Origin of the sequence: Priestia sp. FSL P4-0332 (assembly GCF_038005845.1) — a bacterium.
GTDB lineage: Bacteria > Bacillota > Bacilli > Bacillales > Bacillaceae_H > Priestia.
On sequence record NZ_JBBOUA010000001.1, the window covers coordinates 1,886,244 to 1,907,424 of the forward strand.

General features: G+C 36.5%; 18 protein-coding genes and 1 riboswitch. Of the genes, 13 read left to right on the forward strand and 5 right to left on the reverse strand.

Annotated elements, in window-relative coordinates; genetic code table 11:
• Positions 1-49: 49 nt before the first annotated feature.
• The 4 genes from MKY06_RS09535 to MKY06_RS09550 form a co-directional block, all read right to left on the reverse strand.
• Positions 50-1,216: a phosphoribosylaminoimidazolecarboxamide formyltransferase gene (locus tag MKY06_RS09535; RefSeq protein WP_289913609.1), complete on the reverse strand. Its 1,167-nt coding sequence runs from the start codon at positions 1,214-1,216 to the stop codon at positions 50-52.
• 48 nt (positions 1,217-1,264) lie between these two features.
• Positions 1,265-1,343, reverse strand: a riboswitch (ZMP/ZTP riboswitch).
• A gap of 55 nt (positions 1,344-1,398) precedes the next feature.
• The gene (locus tag MKY06_RS09540) at positions 1,399-1,983 is read right to left on the reverse strand and encodes a YitT family protein (RefSeq protein ID WP_082611985.1); all 585 of its coding nucleotides are present in this window, start codon (positions 1,981-1,983) and stop codon (positions 1,399-1,401) included.
• A gap of 1,530 nt (positions 1,984-3,513) precedes the next feature.
• Positions 3,514-4,866 carry a branched-chain amino acid transport system II carrier protein gene (brnQ, locus tag MKY06_RS09545; RefSeq protein ID WP_029321146.1) on the reverse strand — a complete coding sequence of 451 codons (1,353 nt, stop codon included), beginning with the start codon at positions 4,864-4,866 and terminating at the stop codon, positions 3,514-3,516.
• A gap of 770 nt (positions 4,867-5,636) precedes the next feature.
• Positions 5,637-5,879 carry a hypothetical protein gene (locus tag MKY06_RS09550; protein ID WP_098278535.1) on the reverse strand — a complete coding sequence of 81 codons (243 nt, stop codon included), beginning with the start codon at positions 5,877-5,879 and terminating at the stop codon, positions 5,637-5,639.
• A 153-nt stretch (positions 5,880-6,032) separates the two neighbouring features.
• On the opposite strand from MKY06_RS09550, the gene MKY06_RS09555 reads away from it, so the two are divergent.
• The 7 genes from MKY06_RS09555 (at position 6,033) to ppsA (ending at position 13,811) form a co-directional block, all read left to right on the forward strand.
• Positions 6,033-7,298, forward strand: a complete 1,266-nt coding sequence (locus MKY06_RS09555) for a Y-family DNA polymerase (protein ID WP_098278536.1) — start codon at positions 6,033-6,035, stop codon at positions 7,296-7,298.
• A gap of 14 nt (positions 7,299-7,312) precedes the next feature.
• Positions 7,313-7,645, forward strand: coding sequence for a YolD-like family protein (locus MKY06_RS09560; protein ID WP_013056542.1), 333 nt, complete (start codon positions 7,313-7,315; stop codon positions 7,643-7,645).
• Between the two features lie 121 nt (positions 7,646-7,766).
• Positions 7,767-8,282: an SMI1/KNR4 family protein gene (locus MKY06_RS09565; RefSeq protein ID WP_029321152.1), complete on the forward strand. Its 516-nt coding sequence runs from the start codon at positions 7,767-7,769 to the stop codon at positions 8,280-8,282.
• A gap of 13 nt (positions 8,283-8,295) precedes the next feature.
• Entirely contained in the window at positions 8,296-8,658 is a 363-nt protein-coding gene (locus tag MKY06_RS09570) for an SMI1/KNR4 family protein (RefSeq protein WP_098278537.1), read from the forward strand.
• Positions 8,659-9,004: 346 nt separating this feature from the next.
• Complete coding sequence (hmpA, locus tag MKY06_RS09575; RefSeq protein ID WP_057274823.1) at positions 9,005-10,225, forward strand: NO-inducible flavohemoprotein; 1,221 nt, start codon at positions 9,005-9,007, stop codon at positions 10,223-10,225.
• Positions 10,226-10,474: 249 nt separating this feature from the next.
• The gene (locus tag MKY06_RS09580; RefSeq protein ID WP_055991478.1) at positions 10,475-10,858 is read left to right on the forward strand and encodes a hypothetical protein; all 384 of its coding nucleotides are present in this window, start codon (positions 10,475-10,477) and stop codon (positions 10,856-10,858) included.
• Between the two features lie 346 nt (positions 10,859-11,204).
• Positions 11,205-13,811: a phosphoenolpyruvate synthase gene (gene ppsA / locus MKY06_RS09585; protein ID WP_098449279.1), complete on the forward strand. Its 2,607-nt coding sequence runs from the start codon at positions 11,205-11,207 to the stop codon at positions 13,809-13,811.
• A gap of 145 nt (positions 13,812-13,956) precedes the next feature.
• On the opposite strand, the gene MKY06_RS09590 is transcribed toward ppsA, so the two are convergent.
• Positions 13,957-14,703, reverse strand: coding sequence for a gamma-glutamyl-gamma-aminobutyrate hydrolase family protein (locus MKY06_RS09590; RefSeq protein ID WP_098449280.1), 747 nt, complete (start codon positions 14,701-14,703; stop codon positions 13,957-13,959).
• 290 nt (positions 14,704-14,993) lie between these two features.
• Between MKY06_RS09590 and MKY06_RS09595 the strand changes: the two genes are divergently transcribed.
• From MKY06_RS09595 to ybaK, 6 genes are all read left to right on the forward strand, one after another.
• Positions 14,994-16,532, forward strand: a complete 1,539-nt coding sequence (locus MKY06_RS09595; RefSeq protein WP_098278540.1) for an ABC transporter substrate-binding protein — start codon at positions 14,994-14,996, stop codon at positions 16,530-16,532.
• Between the two features lie 59 nt (positions 16,533-16,591).
• Positions 16,592-17,545, forward strand: a complete 954-nt coding sequence (locus tag MKY06_RS09600) for an ABC transporter permease (protein WP_029321165.1) — start codon at positions 16,592-16,594, stop codon at positions 17,543-17,545.
• 9 nt (positions 17,546-17,554) lie between these two features.
• Entirely contained in the window at positions 17,555-18,463 is a 909-nt protein-coding gene (locus tag MKY06_RS09605) for an ABC transporter permease (RefSeq protein ID WP_025749012.1), read from the forward strand.
• Positions 18,460-19,458, forward strand: coding sequence for an ABC transporter ATP-binding protein (locus tag MKY06_RS09610; protein ID WP_097812907.1), 999 nt, complete (start codon positions 18,460-18,462; stop codon positions 19,456-19,458). The genes MKY06_RS09605 and MKY06_RS09610 overlap by 4 nt, the downstream gene beginning before the upstream one ends.
• The gene (locus MKY06_RS09615; RefSeq protein WP_057274829.1) at positions 19,451-20,440 is read left to right on the forward strand and encodes an ABC transporter ATP-binding protein; all 990 of its coding nucleotides are present in this window, start codon (positions 19,451-19,453) and stop codon (positions 20,438-20,440) included. The genes MKY06_RS09610 and MKY06_RS09615 overlap by 8 nt, the downstream gene beginning before the upstream one ends.
• 258 nt (positions 20,441-20,698) lie before the next feature.
• The gene (gene ybaK, locus MKY06_RS09620) at positions 20,699-21,181 is read left to right on the forward strand and encodes a Cys-tRNA(Pro) deacylase (protein WP_029321172.1); all 483 of its coding nucleotides are present in this window, start codon (positions 20,699-20,701) and stop codon (positions 21,179-21,181) included.

Below are 21,181 nucleotides of genomic sequence, written 5' to 3' on the forward strand. Positions count from 1 at the left end.
TCCCTTATAAGGTCTTGGCTCTATTGGGCTAATATATTTAATTCATATCTCAATGATGGAATACACGTATACCTGAATGTGCCATGATCATTCCGTATTCATTTGCTGCCTGTGTAACTTGTTCATCTCGTAAAGGATTTCCTGTTTGAACCACATATTTAACGCCACTTTGAGCCGCACGATCGATATTATCACGGAAAGGTAAAAAAGCGTCGGATGCATAGGAAACGCCTTTTAACCTTTTTAGCCATTCTCGTTTTTCACTCTTACTTAGCCTAGTAGGGACTTCTTCAAAACACTGTTTCCATTGTTCATTTTCTACCTCAGTAATATCATCATTCAGCCATCCATCAATTGCATTATTCGCTTCTACACGAGAAATGCCTTCTCTGAACTTCATGTTAAGAGCCCTTGGATGTTGTCTTAGCCACCAGTTGTCAGCTTTTTCAGCTGCCAACCTTGTACAATGAATACGAGACTGTTGTCCAGCACCAATTCCAATCGTTTGGCCATCTAAAGCGAAACAAATAGAGTTTGATTGTGTATATTTCAATGTAATAAGAGCAACAAGAAGGTCTCTCTTTGCATTATCAGGAATATCACATTGAGTCGTAACAATATGATTAAAAACTTCTTTCCCAATCTGTACATCATTTCTTTGTTGCTCTAGAGTAATGCCAAATACCGTTCTTTTTTCAATTGGATCAGGCACATAGTTTGGGTCAATCTCTAAAATTAGATATTTTCCTTTCTTTTTCTGTTTCAAATTCTCTAATGCTTCTTGAGTGTAGCGTGGTGCAACAATCATATCAGAAACCTCTGTTTTGAGGAGACTAGCTACAGTTATATCCACTTCATCACTAAAAGCAGCACAATCTCCAAATGAAGACATCCTATCTGTCCCACGCGCTCTTGCATAAGCAATAGCTAAAGGAGACAAATCTACGCCTTCAATAAAATAGGATTCACTAAGTGTCTTATTTAGTGGAGAGTACACAGCTGCACCTGCTGGACTTACGTGTTTAAAAGATGCAGCTGCAGGTTGACCAGTCGCCTGTCGAAGCTCTCGGACCAGTTGAAAAGCATTTAATGCATCTAGAAAGTTAATATAACTCGCATCTCCATTTAAGATTTTAATAGGCGTGTTCTCAGCATTCTGAACTTTAGCTTTACTTTGATTTGGATTCATCCCATATCGTAAACAAATTTCTTTCATTTAAAAATCTCCCTTCAAAATAAAAAGAGTATTTGAACTCATGTTCAAATACTCTGCCCAGGCGTACGGCCGTTACCTATGTGCTTCCTCATGGTTCTCCATGTTTACGCCAGTAACACATAGTCTGTTTTATAAGAAAATTTTACATAATAAAATTAATTTTAACAATACTTTTATCCAAATTATTCTTTTTTAGTAATTAACGAAGTCGTCATTCCACCTATAAAAATTGTCGAACATGAAAAAAGAAACGTTTTAGGTCCTAACAAAGGAAGCCCTGCTGTTATGATAAAACCATCTATAATTAAAATAACCATCCCTATGTTTAAAGAAAAAGCTTTTGATATAAGTTGTGCTAGTAAATCTGTTCCTCCAGTGCTTGTCTCATATCGAAGCATAAGACCAATCCCTGTCCCAATACACACTCCTCCAAGGATTACACTAGGAAAAACAGGAAGTTGAAACTGGTCTTTAATAGGTTCTAGCCAATCAATCAATAAAGAAGAAATAACTAACCCATAAAAACTATTATAAAAATAAGTTCTTTCATAAACCCAAGCAAACCAACATAATGGAAAACCCAAAATAATCATCGTTACACCTGTAGGAAATTCAAAATAATAGTGAAGGATGAGAGCAATTCCAATTGTTCCCCCATCTAACAAATAATGAGGAACTAAAAATCCATTAATTCCTATACTTAATAATAAGCTTCCGACAAGAACAACCGGTATTTTTCGAAATATAATAATCACCTTTTTAGTCAATTTATCTCTTACTATATGTATAAGCTTTAGCTAGCTGTCATGAATGCTTTTTAATTTTATAGATCAGGGAAGTTTTAAAAAATACGGATTTAGAGCCGAAAGTATTCTGACTACACTATATGTTTTCATTCTCTATTAGGTAACTTGCCTAAGTTGAATATTTTTTTATCATTTGAGCAAACTACTGTTAGTCCTAGTGGTTTTTTCTATTTTTAGGTAGTTTTTTAAAAAAAGGACAAAAAGTCATAGCACTTTAAAAACAGGCATATGATTTATAGAGACCTCGACGTGCTTATAAATTGAACTAGTAGATAACCCTTGGGTGTATTGATTCAAGGGTTATTTGCTTTTTATATGAATTAAAACATCGTAACCAGAACAAACTACACAAGGCGCTGTGAGGCATCAGCCAAAATCCTTACTGCAATAGAGCAGAAAAAACCTACCTCTTTTGATTGGGAAGAGATAGGTTTTTTTCTATTTTTAAGGTGTATAAAATATACATTCTTAGTTACCCTCATCACTCTTTCCGGAAAACATCATAAAAAAGGACCCTTGATGCAGGACGGTTCTGCCAAGAGCCCTTTTTCCGGAGTATGCAGCTTTTTATACATTGTTGATTGATCAACGTTTTCTCAGTAGGTGGATGAGAAACTAATGTATAAGAAGTGCACCTTTTATAAATATGCTCAAGGTTGTCCTATATTGCCTTATTTATAAATTTGTTGTACAATTATTCAGACTTTTCTATGAATAGAAACATATAAATTCCCTAAAAGCTATCCGTCCTGCAACGATGGGGTAGCTTTCTTTTTTATTAACGATAATAATTACTTTAACATTTTATAATAGATTTAAATATCTTGTCCGTAAAAGTATACCTTTACGGACTTTTCTATTATATAGAAAATCTATCATTTCCATCGTTCGTTTAAATTAAAAAACGAATTACGAACGTCTTTTGAAAACTCTACACTTTTACGAACATTTTTTTAGAATGATATAGATATAAGTTTAAAATAAGTATAAAAATGGTAAGAGAACTTGCCTAAATATGTAATAAGAGCTTTTAAATAAATGACTGAATCATTCTTAGATTAATTTATAATTAATTTCAAAAAGCTAAGCTCCTTAAGAGATTTGATTGATCTTTACAAAAAAGGGGGATATAGAAGCTTGTTTATGTCTAAAAGCAGAAATCTAATAATATTTTATCAAAAACATATATAATAAAAGCAACGCGTAAAAAGAGTCTTTTACTTCGTATAGTAAAAGACTCTTTTTACGCGTTGCTTTATTATTTAAGAGAATTTTTAAGTGATTCATCTTCTTCGATTAAATTTTCTTTAATCTTATCTAAATACTAACGAATCCATACAACTATAATTTTGTGACGTTTTCTCCATAGTTATATTCCTTATTTAGAAGTTGATTGAAGCTTCATTTTATACTAAGTACCAAATCGTAATAAAAGTAGGCTTCAAAGTGTTCATCTAAATGCTTTAATTTATCCAGAGAATTAAAGTAAATTTATTTATTTAACCTTGTTGATTTAGAAGTAAATTGCTCTTTATTTTTAAACAAGTTAACTCCATAACCTGCAAGACCTCCAATAATTGCAGGGAATATCCAACCTAATCCAATATGGTAAAGAGGAAGATAGTAAGTAAATAATTGGTCAATACCAGGGATGTGTAAGCCAAAATCATTTAATCCATCTACCAGGCTTACAACAAATGTTAAGAATAGGCTACCTTGGTATACCTCAGCACATCCTTTAAATAAAGAATGAAGGAAAGTCAAAAAGATTAGAACAATTGCTAATGGATAGAGAACTGTTAAAACAGGTACTGAAAAAGAAATTAAATGATTTAATCCAACATTTGCGATGATTGCGCTAAACACGGATAAGCTAATCGCAATTTTCTTATAAGAAATAGAAGGTAATAATTTATGGAAATAAGAAGAGCATGAAGTAATAAGCCCTACGCTAGTTGTCAGACAAGCTACTGTGATCATTAAGCCTAATAGTAATCCTCCATATTCTCCAAAATAATAATCAGAAACTTTCGCTAACACCGTACCACCATTATCTAAATGCCCAAGCTTTTCTACACTTGAAGCGCCCATGTATGAAAGGGCAGAATAGATAGTTGCAAGAATAATAGCAGCAATTCCCGTAGCTTTTAGGCAAACAGTTATAATTTGCTTCTTTGTTTTAGCGCCTTTCTCTTTAATTGCATTGATAATAATGATTCCGAAAACGAAAGATGCAAGAGTATCCATTGTGAGATATCCTTCTTGGAACCCATTAAAAAAAGAGTTTGTTACATATTTTTCTGTGGGTGCTTGAAATTTTCCAATAGGATGAATAAAAGCAACTAGAACTAAAATTCCAATGAATGTTAATTTAATTGGCGTTAAGAATTTTCCAACAATATCGACAATTTTCGCAGGATTGAGAGAAAAAAAGCATGTAATACTGAAAAATATAATAGTAAATACGAGTAAAGCTATAGAACTAGAGCTTTCAGAAATGAAAGGTTTAAGTCCGATTTCAAAAGAGACGTTACCTGTTCGTGGGATAGCAAATAAAGGTCCAATAGCTAGATAAAGAACAGTTGTAAATACTAAACCAAAGATAGGATGTACGCGACTTGCTAATGATTGTAAATCTTCCTTTCCGGAGAATCCAAAAGCTAGTACACCAAGTAAAGGCAAGCCTACTCCAGTAACTAAAAAACCCGCATTTGCTGACCAGATATTTGCTCCCGCTGACTGGCCAAGCATAGCAGGGAATATTAAATTTCCAGCTCCAAAAAATAATGCAAATAACATTAAACCAATGATTACTATAAAAGAAAACGGTACTTTGTTTGACAAGGTGAAACCCCCATTAATAATATTCTTCATAAAAAATTAAATTTTCAGACAACTTAAATTACAAATAACTTATCTTTTTTGTATTATAAACAGTCAAATTACATATTTCAATATAAAAAATAAACTTTTTTGATAAAATTTAAAAAATTATCAATTTTCCGTTCATTATCCATTATTAAAATAAAAATAATATTAAAAACCCAGATTTTTATTCAAAATGCGTACGTTAAGTAGGTTAATAACGGTATTATTTTTAAAAAATTATAAATCATATTCAAATCGCGTATATTATCCTTTTAATTAATTTGATTGAATGATATGCAATTAAGTCAAGAAAGTTTGTAAATATAGTACTACGAAACTTATAAAACTTTTTAATATGAGCTAAACATCTAAAAGGAAAAAGTAGTTGATTTATTACTTCAAGAAATGGAGTGTTCTAAGTCTTATAAAGAACGCTTACTTTTATCTCCTGAGCTAGTGATTTGACAATCAACAGCTTATCTCTAAACAAAGTACTTTTCTAATGTAAAATTACTGTCTAGAATCAAAAATGTTTCTGTTTCCTTTGAATCATTATCTTATGGTACTCCACTCAAGCAGTCAGAGGATAAGTAATAATGACCATTTTTTCTTTTTTAAAATATGTCATAAATTTTATATATACTGAAAAGACCTTATTAACAAATTAATTAAGGTCTTTTTATCTTTATTGCTTATTACGATTAAATTGAATGATATATATTACCTTAAAAGCACTTTATTTAACCTTATCTTTTTCTTTTGAAGCCAAAACTCCCCATATAAGCTGTTACTAAGCAGATAACAGCAGCAATACTAATTTTTATGTAAGAAACCTCTAAAGCCCAAGGACCATATTTCTTTATATTTAAACGATACATAGACCACCACTGTCCATTTTCACCTTTAAAAAATGAGAAGATAATCCATAAAAGAACTAAAAACAAAAACCATGATAAAAAGATAATATAATTAGGCATTTTTCTATTCATAGGTCACCCCTCCATTCTTCCGATTTATATGCGATGTTCTTTTCTCTTATTAGAGTAACAATAATCGGGAAAAATTTAGAGTTTTTATTGGATAAAGAACGTTTGTTCGTATATAATAGAGAACAAACGTTCTTTATTCGAGGAGTTATTTCAATGGATTATGAATATCTACCAAACAGAGTCATTATTTGTATTGATATGAAAGCATTCTTTGCTTCTGTTTCATGCGTGATACATAGGCTAGATCCATTAAAAACAAAGTTGGCAGTTGTAGGAGATACAAAGCGGTCGGGATCAGTTGTGTTAGCTGCCACACCCTTATTAAAGAAAGAAGGAATCAAAACAGGCAGCCGTCTTTTCGACATTCCTAGAAGGAAAGATATCCACGTCGTAAACCCATCCATGGAAAGATATGTAAAGGCTTCGAACTATGTTTCTAGTTTGGTATTACAGTATGTGGCTCCTGAGGATTTTCATGCGTATAGCATTGATGAGTTGTTTATTGATGCCACAGCTTCTTTGCATTTATTCGCTCGCACACCAGAAGAATTAGCCCATAAAATCATCAACGAGATTTATCGTAAAACACGGCTGACAGCTACTGCAGGCATAGGTCCGAATCTCTTACTGGCTAAGGTGAGCTTAGATCATGAGGCCAAGAATAGCCCAACAGGGGTAGCTTATTGGCGATACGAAGATATTCCTTTTAAATTATGGTCGATTCACCCAATGAAGGATTTCTGGGGAATCTCATCCGCTACGGAAAGGCGCTTAAATCGTTTGGGCGTTCACTCCATCAAAGAACTTGCTCTTTCTTCAAAAGAGATGTTACAAAAAGAGTTTGGCATCTTGGGAGAAGAACTCCACCAACATGCAAACGGAATTGATTTTAGTCGCATTTCTAACGTGTATATTCCGAGCTCTCGATCATTCGGGAAGAGTCAAATTCTGTTTCAAGACTATACAAATCGAAAAGAAGTGGAATTGCTGCTATTAGAGCTGTTAGACGATGTGTGCTTTCGTTTACGTATGCATCAAGTCGTGGCACAAACTATCCATTTATCCATTGGATATAGCAAACAAACAGGTGGGGGCTTCTCAAGGCAAAAGAAAATGGGAAGAGCTTCGAATTTAAGTCAAGATATTTTCCCTTATTGTTTAACGATTTTACATACGTTTGATAGCGGAATGCCAATTCGTTCTATTGGGATTTCATTATCGAACACCCTTATTCAAGAAGAGGAGCAAATGAGTTTATTTGAAGATATTGACCAGCGCGAAAGAGCCTATGCACTTGCTAAAACGATTGATAAAATACGGATGCGTTATGGGAAGAATAGTGTTTTGCGAGCTTCAAGCCATCTCGAGCATTCAACAGCTCGTTATCGAAACGGCCTTTTAGGAGGTCATAAAGCATAAAGGAGGAAGATGATATGCAAAACAGAGGAATGAAAAAATGGCGACCATTCGCCACTATGCCAGAGCAATACAGAGGATTACAAGAAGTTATAAAAAAGCAATCAGAAATACCTCAACCTTTTTTAACAGAAGATCAAATGGAACAAATTAATTTTACCTTGATTGAAGCTCTTCATACACATAAAAAAGTATACCTTACGTATTACAACCACGGGCAATGTATAACGGAAACAGGAGTTATTCAATTTGTAGATTCCCTTAGAGGTTTATTTGTATTTATAGATGAAGGATGTAAGCAAACGAACAAAATGAGGTTAAGCGAGCTAATTGATGTTCGTTTCATGTAGTAGAAAATAATAAAACAGTTTATTTACATAAGATTTCCATACATAATTAGTATAAGTTTAAAAAGTATCTAATCATTTTTCATAGATTCATTTAATGACGTTATATAAGGAGGCTCCTAATATGAAGCAGGTTTGGAATGAGTTTGAACAGTGGTTGAAGACAAATCGACCAAAAGCAGTAGGAACACTTAACGAAGCAGCTGGTGAATCAGAAATTGCAGCGGTTGAACAAAAGATGGGACTAACATTTCCCAAAAACCTTAAAGACTGGTTAATGATACATAATGGACAGCGTGATGAATATATAGCAGTTATTGAAAATTATACTCTATTACCTTTAGAGGAGATTCTGTATACGTGGCAAACATTAAAAGAGCTTTTAGACGGAGGAGAATTTGAAGATTTCCCAGAAATTGAACCTATCGGGCCAGTAAAAAAAGAGTTTTGGTGGAACCCACGTTGGATTTCGATTGCCACGAATGGGGGAGGAGATGATATTTGTATAGACTTGGATCCTGATGAAGGAGGGAAAATTGGCCAAATTATCACCTTTTGGCACGATTGGGAACAGCGTGAAGTAATAGCAGACAGCTTAGAAGAATGGGTAACAGCCACGATAAGTCATACAGATCATTAAAGGGGAGAAGCAAATGATAAAACCTGATATAGAGAAAATCTATAAAATTCTTAAAGAACTTCCAGGTACGTCAGTGAAAGTAGAATTTGAAGATGAAGTGGGAGAAACTCTTTCTACTCCTTATTATATCTACCTTAAAAGCGAGTTTTTAGATGGACAATTAGGCTACAGAGAAGATTTAGAAGCAAATTTCCTTATAGGAAATCAAGAAGGAGATTGGCAAGAAAACTGGTTTGTCATAGGTTATGATGAAGAAATAGGCGGTGACCCGCTCTTTATCAATATAGCGAATGAAAATTACCCAGTTTTCACAGCTGAACACGGAATGGGGGAATGGACTATACTTCTATATTGGCTGCTATCATATGGTAGGTAAGGTATCTAACAAAACACCTCTTGAAATTATAAATTCAGATGGTCCAATTGAAATAAGCAATAACCTACATATTGGCTTTTCCAACGATTTAGAATTTGTCCCTGGCGGATTTACCAGACCCGTACTTCAACTTGATTTTGAGATAGAAGTTCCTTGGGTACTTGTTGAAAAGCCAAATTAAAGTAATGTCAAATCTAATAAATTTGTTTCTTAAAGAACCTATTCATTACGGTAACTAGAGTTAGTATTTTCATTCCTGTATAGAAAAATCCAAATTTATCCATATTAAATTGTAGTATTGAAAAAGATTAATACATATGAAAAATTCTTAAAAGGTGGATGTTATATGCTTGATTCTAAAACGATTGAAATTGTCCAATCAACAGTACCAGTTTTGAAAGAACATAGTAAACAAATAGGAAAGAGATTTTATGAATTGTTATTTGAAAAAGCGCCAGATTTATATAATATGTTCAATCAAACAAATCAAAAAAGAGGAATTCAGCAGGAAGCATTAGGCTATGCCGTGTATGCTGCTGGGGAACATATTACAAACTTAGAAGCCATTAAACCTGTAATTGAAAGGATTTCACAAAAACATCGTGCGATAGGGGTAAAGGCAGAACAATATCCAGTCGTTGGTGAAACCTTACTTCAAGCAGTAAAGGATGTTTTAGGAGATACAGCTTCAGATGAGATTATTGAAGCATGGGGACAAGCGTACGGATATATTGCCAATGCTTTTATTGAGCTAGAAGAAGCTCTCTACGAAGAGACAGAGAGTCAACCTGGAGGCTGGGAAGGATATCGAAGCTTTTATATAGATAAGAAGGTAGAAGAAAGTGATAATGTAACATCTTTTTATTTAAAAGCTAAAAATGAGAAAGGAATTGCCTCTTATAAAGCAGGACAATACCTTACATTAGCAGCAAATGTTCCGGGAGAGAAATACACGCATATTCGTCACTATAGTCTTTCTGAAGCCCCTGGAAAGGATTATTATCGAATCAGTGTAAAACGAGAAGATGCGCATGACGGTGCGCCAGCAGGAATCGTGTCAAACTATTTACATAAACAAGTTCAGACAGGAGATACTCTTAAGTTCTCAGCTCCTGCTGGAGATTTTGTACTTGATCACAGTGAACTTCCCGTTGTGCTAATTAGTGGAGGTATAGGTATTACACCTTTGCTTAGTATGCTGAATACCATTGTAGAAAAACAACCTACATGTAAGGTTACCTTTCTTCATGCAAGTATTAATGGTAAAACGCATGCTTTTAAAGAACATGTGGCTCAACTAAATAGAAATAACGAAAATGTTACCTCCTTCATCTGTTATAGTTCGCCTAATGAAGGGGATCGACTTGGCACTGATTTTGATAAAGAGGGTTATATTGATTTAGAATTGTTACAATCCGTTGTTCCTTCAAAAGAAGCTGTCTTTTATTTCTGTGGATCGATTCCGTTTATGGAAGCTATTCTTAAAGCATTACGTAGATGGGATATACCAAACGAACGTATTCATTACGAGGTGTTTAGCCCTGTAGCCATTTTAGGAGAAAAATAAAGAAGTAATTGTTACCAGTAAACAGAAAATGTTCGATTAAAACACACATCCTGTTTAAATAAATATGCTGTAAAAAAGCACTCATAAGCGTGCTTTTTTACTTTGCCTTAAGGAATGATTCTAAAAACGATCATGATACATATAAGTATTTCTACACTCTCTGCGTACAAAAAACTGGAAAAAATTCTCTTCGGTAATTTATAATAATAGAAAACTATGTCGAATCCCAAATATTGGAGAGATTACTATATGAGAAGAATACTTCCTTTTATAATTTTTACCATTTATTGCATTCCATACGTTTATTTATCTATGCGAAAAGATTTTGAGGATGATTCAAAGGTAAATTATATAATCATGGCCATAGTTACAGTAGCACTGTCTTATCTAAGTGGGCTTATTAGAGCGGATTTATCACTTATTTTAGGAAATATAATTTCTTTTAGTACTTCATATTTTTATAACGCATTAAGGCTTCCTGATTCTAAATGGGAGAAATATTTTTCGCCCTTTAATTCTGTCGAACAAGTAGTACTGATAAGCCTTGCGGCACTTGTTCTGCAGGTAATTATTTATACACTTGCTAGAAAACGAGCAAAGAGATACATTCGTAATACTATGGTTTCGGAATAGTTCAAAAAAAGAGAGTTAGTCATCTAATGAGCTAGACTCTTCAGGTGACCAAATGAAAGAAGGGTTAAAATGAGGAGAGTTGCTGAAATTTTATCCGCTAAAAAGAAAGTGCTAAATGAGGAAGATCAACAAATACTTCAAACGTGTACTTACCTGCTTTAAAAAGGATACGAATCAATTAGATAAGTTAGTTATACAACTTTTAAATATGTAACCGCAAACAAAAAGGTATGTATTTCTCTTCCTACTTTAATTATATCACATAAAAAAACGTCAATATAGACTGTTTATTCTCATTTACTGCTGGTAAAATCAATAAAACATTACCGGTTAGGAGAGATGTTGAATGAACTCTTTAGTTCTTAGCTTTCAAGAAATAAAAGATACACAGCTTTCACTTGTTGGAGGAAAAGCCTTGAATTTAGGGGCGTTATCAAAAATTCAAGGAATACAAGTGCCGGACGGATTTTGTGTGACAGCGGCCGGGTATCAAAAAGCCCTTGAACACAATGAAACGTTTCAAGCGTTACTGAACCAGCTGACAATGCTAAAAGCTGATGACCGAGATCAAATTGGTGAAATTAGCGAAAAAATTCGCCAAATCATTCTGGAAATAAAAATTCCTTCTGACGTTGTAAAAGCAGTTATTCATTCTCTCTCTCAGTTTGGGGAAGAGCATGCTTATGCAGTTCGTTCAAGTGCGACTGCTGAAGATCTGCCACATGCTTCTTTTGCTGGTCAGCATGACACCTATTTAAACATCAGAGGCAAAGAAGCCATCCTTGAGCACATTAGCAAGTGCTGGGCTGCCCTGTTTACAAATCGCGCGGTAACCTACCGTATTAAAAACGGATTTGACCATAGTCAAGTGCACGTATCGGTTATTGTTCAACGAATGGTTTTTCCACAGGCTTCAGGTATTTTATTTACCGCTGACCCAATTACTTCTAACCGAAAGCTGTTATCAATCGATGCGGGATTTGGACTTGGAGAAGCGCTAGTGTCAGGTTTGGTCTCTGCCGATTGCTATAAAGTACAAGAAGGAGAAATCGTCGATAAAAAAATAGCAGCTAAAAAGGTAGCTATTTACGGATTAAAAGAAGGAGGAACAGAAACGAAGGAAGTTCATTTCAATCTGCAAAAAACGCAAGCGCTCACTGACTTTCAAATTTTACAGCTAGAACACGTTGGAAGACAGCTTGAAGCTTATTTTGATTGTCCTCAAGATATCGAGTGGTGCTTGACTGATGATACATTTTATATTGTCCAAAGTCGTCCAATTACTACTTTATATCCAATTCCTGAAGCACATGATCAGGAAAATCGCGTTTATGTATCTGTTGGACATCAACAAATGATGACCGATGCTATGAAACCCCTGGGATTGTCTTTTTTTCTGTTAACGACTAATGCACCGATGCGTACAGCCGGTGGAAGGCTGTTTGTTGATGTCACCCCTATGCTGGCTTCACCTGACAGCAGAAAAATGATGTTAGGTGCCATGGGACAACATGATCCGCTCATGAAAGACGCACTTACAAGCATAATAGAGCGAGCAGACTTTATAAAACCTTTACCAAATGATCAAAGTTCCGGTAAAAGCAATAAAAGCGTGCCGCCTACGAAGCCTAAGGCACAAATCGAAAACGACTCGACCATCGTTTCTGATTTGATCAAGAAGAATCAAGCATCAATAGAAGAGCTAAAACAAACCATCCAGGCGAAATCTGGGTCGGAATTAGTCGATTTTATTTCAGAAGATATCGGGACATTAAAGAAGATTTTATTTGACCCACAAAGTACAGCTGTGTTTATGGCCGCTATGGATGCTTCATCATGGATCAATGAAAAAATGGAGACATGGCTAGGTGAAAAAAACGCAGCAGACGTGCTTTCTCAATCTGTACCAAACAATATTACTTCAGAAATGGGTCTGGCACTATTGGATGTCGCAGATGTGATTCGTCCTTATCCAGAAGTAATTCATTATTTAAAACATGGAAAAGATGATAACTTTTTGGAGAAACTGGTTAAGTTTGAAGGCGGAGAGAAAACTCAAGACGCTATCTATGATTATCTCAGCAAATACGGAATGCGATGCCCCGGCGAAATCGATATTACGAAAACTCGCTGGAGCGAAAAGCCGGCTGCACTTATCCCCGTGATTCTTGGTAATATTAAAAACTTTGAGGCTAACGCTAGCAAGCAAAAATTTGAAAAAGGCCTGCAGGAAGCCTTGAAAAAAGAGCAAGAGCTACTAAACCGCTTGAAGCAATTGCCGGATGGTGAACAAAAAGCAAAAGAAACAAAAGAAAAGATTAATCTCATCCGAAATTTTATCGGTTATCGTGAATATCCCAAATACGGCATGATTAATCGCTATTTTGTTTATAAGCAGGCTCTGCTGAAAGAAGCCGCTCAGCTTGTAAAAGCCGGTGTTATTTCTGAAACAGAAGATATATACTATCTGACGTTTGACGAACTTCAAGAAGTCGTGCGTACACATAAAGTGAATGATCAAATCATCACCAAGCGAAAAGAAGAATACCGATTATACAAAAAGCTAACACCTCCGCGTGTCATCACGTCTCATGGCGAAATTGTTACAGGTGCGTACAAACGAGAAAATCTTCCTTCCCAAGCAATTGTAGGTTTACCGGTTTCTTCAGGAGTGATAGAAGGGCGAGCGCGCGTCATTTTAAACATGGAAAATGCTAATCTATCAGAGGGAGATATATTAGTCACTTCCTTTACTGACCCCAGCTGGACCCCGTTATTTGTAGGGATAAAGGGGCTTGTTACGGAAGTTGGCGGACTGATGACTCATGGAGCAGTCATTGCACGTGAATACGGATTGCCAGCGGTTGTCGGAGTAGAGAATGCTACTCGGCTGATAAAAGACGGACAGCGAATTCGCGTACATGGAACAGAAGGGTATATTGAAATGTTGTAAAAGCTAAAGATGCTTGCGCTGTTTTTCTTCTTTATTAATAGATGAAAATTTGTGTAGATTTCTATGCGTATCTTCAGGTAATACAAAAAGGCAGGCCGTTATAACGGCCTGCCTTTTTGTATTGGTGACGCAGTAGATTAAAACGTCAAATGCTGACTTTTTTCCTAGCCGACTGCTGCACATGCTCCATAAACAGTTTAAACAAGTTCAGCATTGAAGTATGTTCTTTTGCCATCATTTCTGGATGCCACTGCACGCCGACTACAAATTGCTCTCCCTGTTTTTCAATGGCTTCAATAACGCCGTCTTTTGCCCATGCGGAAACTTCAAAACCTGGCGCTACGTCTTTAATAGCTTGGTGGTGAAATGAATTAATAAGAGCTTGATTACCATAAAGACTATGTAGCTGTGTTCCGTCTTTAATCATGATGGAATGAGAAGGGTCGCTTGTATTGTTGTATTGATCATGTTTGATAAATGACTCTTTAATGTCTGACATGTCTTGATAAAGAGTGCCTCCGTAAGCAACGTTTAAAATTTGTAAGCCGCGGCAAATCGCTAACACGGGCTTTCCTTGATTAATCACATGCTTTAACAATAGCTGTTCAGACTGATCTCGTGCTAAAAAAGGTGAACCCGTTTTGGTTGTCGGTTCTTCTCCGTATAAAAGGGGATTAACGTCTTGTCCACCTGATAAAATCAACCCGTCTATACTTTCTGCCTGCGCTTTAATCATTTCTTCGTCTTTTAGCACTGGCAAGATAAAAGGAACTCCGCCGCTGAGCGCTGTTGATTCGATATAGTCGTTATTCACATACGCTCGCTTATAGCCTGGAAAGCGTCCTCCTTGATCGACAATAATGCTTCCTGATATACCAATTAAAAATCCCACTGTTGTTTTCTCCTTTTTTGTTAAATTACCATTTCTTGAGATATTTTTTCTTTTTCCTGCGTTGATAAAGTGTGTTCAATCTCTTGCTTTATAAGAAATAAATGGTTCTTTTGTTCAACTATTATACATATATACCATATTTATTTAATAGAAAATGGTATGATAGCCTCTGTATGTTAAAAATACTAATTGCCAAAGGTAGAAGGTAGTGCTACAATTGTTCACATTCCTACTATTCTTCTTATTATAGTCGGATTAAAATTTTATACAAGGAAATAGGAGTGATTTTAGTGAAAAGGACTTATTTACTTTTCATTTCTCTTTTAACCATTGTCCTCATGGTAGCAGGGTGCAGTGGTAACGCAAGTAAAAATACTTCAAGTGAAAAAGAAGGAAAAGAAGGCGGAACGCTAAACGTCGCGTCTCAAAGTGAGCCAGCAACGCTGGATGCTCAAATCACTGGGGACTCCGACGTGAAAGACGCAACGCGCAGTATCTATGAAGGGTTGATGATTTTAGACGACAAAGGAAATCCTAAGCCTGACTTAGCGTCTAAAGTAGATATTAGCGATGATAAAAAAACATACACGTTCCATTTAAGAAAAGGGGTTAAATTTCATAACGGTAAAGAAATGACTGCAGATGACGTTGTCGCTTCTATTAACCGCTGGATTAAGCTATCATCCCTTGGGAAAACAAACTTCTCTGGTGCTGAAATGACAAAAACCAATGATGATACGGTGGAGCTTCATTTACCATCACCAAACGTTAACACGCTATCTTTATTAGCTGATCCAATCCCTGCAGCAGCTATTTTACCAAAAGAAGTGGTTGACAATGCATCTGATGAAGGGATCAAAGACTACATAGGAACAGGTCCATATAAAGTAAAAGAATGGAAGAAAAATCAATATCTTTTATTAGAGAAATTTAAAGATTATTCTTCGAAAGGCCGCGAAGTTAAGAAAACTCCTCACGTCGATGAAATTAAGATTAGTTTCGTAAGCGATGAGTCAACTAGGATTTCTGGTATTACAACCGGACAATTTGACGTTGCGCTATCTGTATCGAGCGATAATGCCAAACAAGTTGAAGGCAGCCAAAATGCAAAAGTAGAAACATCACCAGGCGGATTTATGGGACTTTTCTACAACGCAGATAAAGGCGTCTTTAAAGACATCAATGCACGAAAAGCAGTTAACGCAGCTCTTAACTCAAAAGATATCTTAGACAGTTCTTACGGAAGCTCAGATTATTACAAGCTTTCTTCATCCATTGTGAACAAAGAGTATCCAAACTACTACAGTACAGCTGGAAAAGAAGAATATAACCAGCATGATAAGAAAAAAGCAAAAGAATATTTGAAGAAATCTGGTTATAACGGAGAAGAAATTCGCTTAATGGCGTCTCGTGATTACCAAGATCAATACAATACAGCTGTTGTGGTTCAACAAGAATTAAAAGACATTGGTATGAATGTAAAATTAGAAGTATACGACTGGGCGACATTCAGCGATAAAATGAGTGATACAAACCAATGGGACATCTATCCTGTTGACTGGAATGCTCGTTCTACCATCTTCCAAGGATTCTGGACTACAAAAGGTACATCAGTTGAAAAATCAATGGACTACTTAAACAAAATTAAAGCTGCTCCTTCTGTTAAAGAAGCTCGCGGTGACATTGATGCCATTCAGCAATACGTATGGGACGAGCTTCCGTTCACGCTTATTGGTCATAAAGTGAACATCAATGCCGTTTCTAACAATGCAAAAGGCTATGAGTATAATTTAGGTCCAATTTTCTACAATATGAGTTTAACAAAATAATATCTTATTATTCTAATAAACAGAGGGCTTATGCTCTCTGTTTTAGAAAGGAGTTTACGATGGGAGCTTATACACTTAAGAGACTTTTTGCACTAATTCCTGTTTTATTCATTGTATCTATTGTTGTGTTCTTAATTACGCGCTTAACGCCTGGGAGTCCCGCAGCAATCATTTTAGGACAAGGCGCAAGTCCGGAACAAATTGCAGCGCTGAGCAAAGAAATGGGATTGGATGAGCCTGTGGTAAGTCAATACTTTATCTGGCTATCTAACATTTTTCACGGAGATTTTGGCTATTCCTACTTTTTAAATAAACCTGTGCTCGGGGCAATTTGGGATAATGTAGGTCCTACGGTTTCTCTAGCTATACTCGCGCAAATTTTTGGTGTGGCCTTTGCTTTACTATTTGGTATATATGCAGCTAAACATAAAGGAACGATTCGTGATGAAAGCATTATGGGAGCCAGCCTTTTAGGTATTTCCATTCCTAGCTTTCTTCTCGGTTCATTCCTTATTTTGCTTTTTGCGGTACAGCTTCGAATTTTTCCTGTTTCAGGATACGTTCCGTTAAATGCTGGATTATTTGAGTATTTAAAGTACTTAGTTTTACCAACGATTACACTTGGAGCGATTCAAGCTGCATTAATTACGCGTATGACGCGTTCATCTTTGCTCGATACCATTTCTGAGAACTTTGTTAAAACGGCAAAAGCAAAAGGATTAAATGAACGCACAATTATGCTTAAGCATACGCTGCGCGTGAGTTTTTTACCGATTTTAACAGTTATCGGAGAATCATTTGCGGGGCTTGTGACCGGAGCGGCGGTAACAGAATCATTATTTAACATTCCAGGGCTAGGTCAGCTGATTGTTTCATCAATTGAACGCCGAGATTACGCGCTTATTCAAGGAGCCGTACTTTTAATTACGGTTGCTTATGTGGTCATCAATTTAGTTGTTGATTTGCTGTATGCCGTGATCGATCCGCGTGTACGCAATTCTTATCATGATTAAAGGAGGGTGATGAATGTGAACGCACAACAAAATACAGAGACCATTTCAGTAACTGCAAAGAAAAAAAGAAACCCAGCGGTAGCGCGCTTTTTCTCAAACCGTTTGTTAGTAAGAGGAGCAATACTTATTTTATTATCTATTTTGATTGCTGTTTTTGCTCCGCTCATTTCTCCTTTTGGCAGCTTACAAATCGACCCTGCAAATCGATTAGCACCGCCGTCAAGCACGCACTGGTTTGGAACGGATAACTTTGGACGAGATGTATTTAGCCGGACAATGTACGGCGTCAGAATATCATTAATGATTGGAGCCGCAGTAACGATTATTGCTACTGTACTTGGTTTAATCGTTGGACTTTTATCTTCTTATTATAAAATTCTTGATTATATTTTAATGAGAATTTGTGACGGCTTGTTTGCTTTTCCATCTATTTTACTAGCAATTGCCATCATGTCTGCTTTAGGACCTAAAACAAGCAACGTTATTATCGCACTGAGCCTTGTATTTATTCCTTCGATTGCGAGAATTGTTCGTTCAGCTGCGCTTGTTGTAAAAGAAAAAACGTTTATTGAAGCGCTAAAAGCTCAAGGAGCAAGCTCACTTCGAATCATTTGTTTTCATATGGCGCCAAACGTCTTATCGCCTTTAATCGTTCAAGTAACATACGTGTTTGCCGTGACGATTTTAACAGAGGCTTCGCTAAGCTTTTTAGGAGCCGGGATTCCTGCGCCGACACCGAGCTTAGGAAATATGCTGTATGACGGAAAGCTTGCGATTTACAACGCGTGGTGGATGACCGTGTTTCCGGGTGTATTCATCATTTTAATTGTACTTGGCCTTAATTTATTTGGTGACGGTCTGCGCGACTGGTTAAATCCGAAAAACGTAATGCTGAAGAAAAGGAGGAAAAAACGTTGAGTAACGCCCTTTTAAAATTAGAAGACTTACAAGTAACTTTTACAACCTATGGCGGAGAAGTAACGGCTGTTGACAATGTATCTCTTCAATTAAATAAAGGAGAAGTATTAGGGATTGTCGGTGAATCAGGATCTGGAAAAAGCGTAACATCCGAATCTATTCTTCAGCTATTAGATGAAGAGCTAACAAGCTACGATGGCAAGATTTTGTTTGAAGGAAAAAACTTATTAGACATGTCTTCAAAGCAAATTCAAAAGCTAAGAGGAGACGAAATCTCAATGATTTTCCAAGATCCAATGTCGTCCTTAAATCCTGTTATGCCCATTGGAAAACAAATTGCTGAAGTCATTCGTCTGCATCAAAAAGTCTCTAAAAAAGAAGCGCAAAAGAAAGTTGTAGAGCTTTTGAGACTGACTGGCATTTCTTCTCCAGAACAGCGGGCAAAAGAGTATCCGCATGAAATTTCTGGAGGAATGAGGCAGAGAATTATGATTGCAATGGCTTTAGCCTGTGAGCCAAAGCTTCTGATTGCCGACGAGCCAACAACGGCTTTAGACGTAACCATTCAAGCGCAAATCCTTGATCTTATGCTGAATTTAAAAGACAAGCTCAACATGGGCGTGCTGTTCATCACCCATGATTTAGGCGTTGTGGCTAATATTTGTACAAAAGTAGCCGTGATGTATCTAGGACAAGTGATGGAAGAAACGGACGTTAAAACGCTGTTTTCAAAGCCGCTTCATCCTTATACAATGGGCTTAATTAAGTCGGTTCCTCACTTAGATGGCGACAGAACACAAGAGCTTTCGTCCATTCCAGGAACGGTTCCGCCGCTTTCAAATGTGCCAGACGGCTGTCGTTTTGCACCAAGATGCCCATTTGCAACGGAAAAATGCCATAAAGAAGTACCTGTTTTAGAGCATGCCGATGATACACATCGCGTTCGATGCTGGCACTATGAAAAAATTCAAGAAGGAGAGGTTGCGTATGTCTAGTGAAGCAAAGCAGCAAAGCGCCAAGCCCTTGCTTGAAGTTCGCAACCTGCAAAAATATTACCCGGTTCGTTCTGCTTTGGGGAAAGCAAAAGGCCAAATCAAAGCAGTTCAAGATTTATCCTTTGATATTTATGAAGGCGAAACGTATGGATTAGTAGGTGAATCTGGCTGCGGGAAAAGTACAGCGGGGCGCACGCTTTTAAAATTAGTAGAACCAACAGGCGGAGAAGCACAGTTTAATGGAGAAAGTATTTTCGAATCTAAAGCATCACGCTTACGAACAATTCGTAAAGATTTACAAATGATTTTCCAAGATCCGCATACTTCCCTTAATCCAAGGAAAAAGATTGGTGCTTCCATTCAAGAAACATTAACAATTCATAATGTAGGCGCAAAAAGCGAACGAAAGCAGCTTGTCATTGAGTTATTAAAAAAGCTCGGATTTAACGAAGAAGATTACAACCGCTATCCGCACGAATTTTCAGGCGGTCAGCGCCAGCGCATAGGCATTGCGCGTTCATTGATTTTAAACCCCAAGCTTATCATTTGTGATGAGCCGGTTTCAGCGCTGGACGTATCCATTCAAGCACAAATCTTAAACCTGCTGCGCAGTTTGCAAAGAGAAATGAAGCTTTCATATCTTTTTATCTCCCACGATTTAAGCGTCGTAAGACATATTGCAGACCGCGTTGGTGTGATGTATTTAGGAAGATTAGTAGAAGAAGGGCCAACAGATGAGATTTTTTCAAATCCTCGTCATCCTTACACAAAACTTCTTTTATCATCTGTCCCCGCAATTCACGAACATGAAAAACGCGAAAAAATTGAGGTTAAAGGTGAAATTCCTTCTCCTCTTAATCCGCCTTCAGGCTGTGCGTTTCATAAAAGATGCCCGTTCGCATTTGACCGCTGCATGAAAGAAACACCTGAAGATACAGTGATTGACAGCCAGCATAAAGTAAAATGTCATCTTTATAATTAATTTGAGAAGCTGTAGAGATATAGAAAGCAACGTAGTAATGCAGCAGCATAATTGAATAAATAAAAATGAAAAAGTCACTAGTACCTCTAGTGGCTTTTTTTCTGTGAAAAAAGCGGGTTCAATGGGTTGAGAAAAGTCATTATTCAGCATATTAGATTCATTTTTATATAAAAGATATGAATAATCCTTACTAACCTACCTATCCTAATATATGGAGATATGAAAACAAAACGTGTTATGATAGTATCGGTGATAATTATGGGTAAAAAAGCAGATAAAACGAATGTCATGCGAATTTTAGATCAGAAAAAAATTGAGTACAATTATTATTCTTATGAAACTAAAAATCTGAGTGGGGTACAGGTAGCTACTTCGCTCGGAGAGGATCTCGCTAAAGTCTTCAAGACACTGGTGACCGTAGGGAAATCAAAAGAACATTACGTCTTCATGGTACCCGTTGAAAAGGAGCTTGACCTAAAGAAAGCGGCAAAAGCAGCTGGTGAAAAGTCCTTAGAAATGATTCCTCAAAGAGAGCTGTTGCCCCTTACAGGATATGTTCACGGCGGGTGTTCTCCTATCGGAATGAAAAAGCAGTTCACAACCTTCATTGACTCTACAGCAGAAAACTGCGAAACGATTTACTTTTCAGGTGGACGTGTAGGTCACCAAATACAGTTAACGTTAAGTGACTTATCAAAAGTAATTCGCATAGGTTTAGCAGACATCACAAAAGATAGTTGA